General features: G+C 71.5%; 4 protein-coding genes. 1 reads left to right on the plus strand and 3 read right to left on the minus strand.

Features of this window, described 5'->3' with window-relative positions:
• A partial coding sequence (locus tag GBZ26_RS28365; RefSeq protein WP_174441660.1) for an MFS transporter occupies window positions 1-1,075 on the minus strand: 1,075 nt, incomplete at its 3' end.
• Window positions 1,076-1,105: 30 nt separating this feature from the next.
• Here GBZ26_RS28365 and GBZ26_RS28370 point away from each other — a divergent pair.
• Entirely contained in the window at window positions 1,106-1,462 is a 357-nt protein-coding gene (locus GBZ26_RS28370) for a hydroxyisourate hydrolase (RefSeq protein ID WP_174441661.1), read from the plus strand.
• A gap of 1 nt (window position 1,463) precedes the next feature.
• Here GBZ26_RS28370 and GBZ26_RS28375 read toward each other — a convergent pair whose 3' ends face one another.
• Window positions 1,464-2,279 carry an ABC transporter permease gene (locus GBZ26_RS28375; RefSeq protein WP_040136197.1) on the minus strand — a complete coding sequence of 272 codons (816 nt, stop codon included), beginning with the start codon at window positions 2,277-2,279 and terminating at the stop codon, window positions 1,464-1,466.
• The gene (locus GBZ26_RS28380) at window positions 2,272-3,171 is read right to left on the minus strand and encodes an ABC transporter permease (RefSeq protein ID WP_137117762.1); all 900 of its coding nucleotides are present in this window, start codon (window positions 3,169-3,171) and stop codon (window positions 2,272-2,274) included. The genes GBZ26_RS28375 and GBZ26_RS28380 overlap by 8 nt, the downstream gene beginning before the upstream one ends.
• Window positions 3,172-3,267 lie beyond the last annotated feature (96 nt).

The raw sequence follows: 3,267 nt of genomic DNA on the forward strand, positions 1-3,267 counted from the left end.
TGTGTATAATGGACAGCCCCCGCCCGGCGTAGGCGATGGCGAGCATGCCGCCCGTCGCCTCGCCCGCCCGGCCCGTCGGGGCGAGACGGGCGACCTCCGAGACGAACAGGCCGTTCCAGCCGCTCGCCGACAGGCCGAAGGCGGCGCAGACGGCCAGGAACACCGGCACCGTCCAGCCGGGGGAGGCAATGGCGACGAGGGCGGCGGCCACGCTCATGGCGACGCCCAGCCCCGCGAGGATGACGCGGGGCGGCGCCCAGCGCGTTGCCACGAGGCCCCAGCCGACGCGCCCGATCAGGCCGGCGCCCTGCGCCACCGCCAGCGCCGTCCCGGCCAGCGGCAGGCTCCAGCCCAGGCCGGTCACCGCGAAGCTGACCAGGAAGCCGTTCAGGCAGAGCTGCATGGCGGAGAAGGCGCAGACCGCCATGGCCAGCCGGCGCAGCGCCGGTTCCCCGGCGACCAGATCGAGCGCGCGCTTCAGCGTGCCGCGGCCGGCGGGGCGGGGGGCGGCCCGGTCGTCGCCGTCGTGGCGGCGGGCCAGCGGCTCCAGGACGAGCGCCAGCACGGCGGTGGCGCCGGCCACGACCAGCAGGCTCGCCTGCCAGCCGACGGACAGGACCAGCAGCGGCACGGCGAACCCAGCGGCCATGCCGCCGAACTGGTTGCCGGTCTGGCGCAGCGAGAAGACCAGCGGCCGCTTCTCCGGCGGGGTCAGCCGGGACAGCAGCTGCGTGCTGGCCGGCGTCTCCGGCCCGAAGGCGAAGCCCAGCGCCAGCGCCCCCAGCAGGAAGGCGATGGGAAGGGCGCTGGCCGACAGCAGCGCGGCCCCGGCGGCGGCGAGCAGGCAGGCCTGGCAGGTGCGGATCGCCCCCCAGCGGGCGATCAGCCCACCCGCTCCCAGCGACGCGGGGATGGCGGCGGTGAAGACGACCGCGGTATAAAGCCCGAGAAGCCCCGGATCGACTCCCAGGTCGGGCGCCGCCTGCGGCGCGATCACCGGAATGGCGAAGAGACACAGCCCGACGAACGCCTGAACCGCCGCCATGGCGATCAGAGGCAGCAACCAGACGTTCATGGGGACTCCACACAGGAAAGGGACGGGCCGATGGCCGGCGGGATTTCGTTGCATGCGGTGGATGTGGCGCGCGGGGTGCCCGCCGGGGGGATGCGGGTGGAACTCTATGCTTTGCGGGACGGACAGCGGGACAGGCTAGCGGAAAGCCGTTTGTGTGCCAATGGTGCGCTTGACCATCCGGTGGTCGGCGGGGCGGGCGTGACGGCCGGCGTCTACGAGGCGGTGTTCCACATCGGCCCCTGGCTGCGCGCGCAAGGGGCGGGAGGGGCGGAACCGGCCTTCCTGGAGGAGGCGCCGTTCCGCTTCACCGTCACCGACGTGGAGCAGCACTACCATCTGCCGCTGAAATTCACCCCCTGGGGTTATTCCCTGTTCCGGGGAGCGTAAGTTAGCGGAGTTGGCGCGACAGGCCGGCGACGCGCTCCATCACCACCATCGCCAGGACGGTGACGGCGATCAGCACGCCGGACACCGCCGCGGCGCGGACGTCCAGGCTGTTCTCCAGGATCTGCCACATGCGGATGGGCAGCACCTCGTTGCGGGCGTCGGCCATGAACAGCGACACCGGGATGTTGTCGAAGCTCGACATGAAGGCGATGAAGGCCCCGGCGCCGATGCCGTTGCGGATGGTCGGCAGCGTCACCCGGCGGAAGGTGTAGAGGCGCCCGGCCCCCAGGCTCTCGGAGCTTTCCAGGAGCGCCGGGTCGAGCTGGGCGAGGCTTGCCAGCGTGGTGCGCAGGACGTAGGGCACGCTGACCACGATGTGGCCGATCGCCAGCGTCAGGAACGACAGCTCCACCCCCGCCGTGCTGAAGAACACCAGCGAGGCGAGGCCGAAGGCCAGCGCCGGCAGGACCAGCGGCGACATGAACAGCGCGTCCAGCCCGCGCGCCCACGCCCGCCGGCTGCGCCCGATGGCGAGTGCGGCGGCGGTGCCCAGCACCACCGACACGGCGGTGACCACGGCGCCCAGCTTCAGGCTGACCAGCGCGGCGTCCTGGAGCTGCCACGCGTCGATCAGCGAGGCGTACCAGCGCAGGCTGTAGGACGGCGGCGGGAACTTCAGCGAATAGCCGTCGGTGAAGGAGGTGACGAGCACCACCAGCGTCGGCGCCGCCAGCAGCAGCAGCGCCGCACCGGCGAGCGTGCCCATGACGAGGCCGAAGGAGGCGCTTCCCAGGGTCGGGCGCTGCATGTCAGGCATGGACGTACCCCTTGCTGGCGCGGCCCAGCAGGTTGAACAGCATCACCACACCCAGCACCGACACCATGAAGACGATGGAGATGGCGGCGGCGAAGGGCCAGTTGTGGAGCGTGATCGTCTGTTGATAGATGTATTGCGGCATGAACAGCATCTGCCCGCCGCCGACCAGCGACTGGGTGATGAAGGCGGTGACCGCGGCGGCGTAGGTCAGCAGGCAGCCGGCGACGATCCCCGGCAGGCTCAGCGGCAGCGTCACCTTGAGGAAGCCCCGCCACGGCCCGGCGCCCAGCGCCGCCGAGGCGTCGAGCAGGTTGGGGTCGAGCCGCGACAGGGTGGTGATCAGCGGCAGCACCATCAGCGGCATCTGCACCTGCACCAGGGCGGCGACCAGACCGCCTTCGGTGTAGAGCAGGCGCAGCGGCGTCTCCGCCAGACCCAGCGACAGCAGCAGGTTGTTGACGATGCCGTCGCGCCCCAGGATGACGATCCAGGCGAAGGTGCGGACCACGACCGAGGTCAGCAGCGGCAGGATGATGACCAGGATCAGCGCCGACTGCATCCGCGGCCCGCTGCGGGTGTAGAGCCAGGCCAGCGGGTAGCCGAACAGCAGGGTCAGCGCCGTGACCTTCACCCCCAGAAGCAGCGTGCTGCCGAGCACGGCCAGATTGAAGGCGTCGCCGAAGAAGCGGATGTACTGGTCCAGCCCGAACCGCGTCATCTCCGCGTCGGCGTAGAGGCTGACGGCGACCAGCAGCAGCAGCGGCGTCACGAAGAACACCGCGAAGAAGGCGGCCAGCGGCAGCGCCAGCGTCCATTCCCGCCCGATGCGGGGCCGTGCGGCGGTCGCGGGTCCGGCGAGGCCGGGGGCGGTGATGGCGGTGGCTGCGGTCATGGGTGGGGTCTCTTTGGAAGGGGGAAGTGGATGCAGTGGCCCCCCTCCCGACGTCCCCCCGCTGCGCAGGGGGAGGAGAAGAGCCCTCCCCTGCGA

Source organism: Azospirillum formosense (genome assembly GCF_013340925.1).
Taxonomy (GTDB): domain Bacteria; phylum Pseudomonadota; class Alphaproteobacteria; order Azospirillales; family Azospirillaceae; genus Azospirillum; species Azospirillum formosense.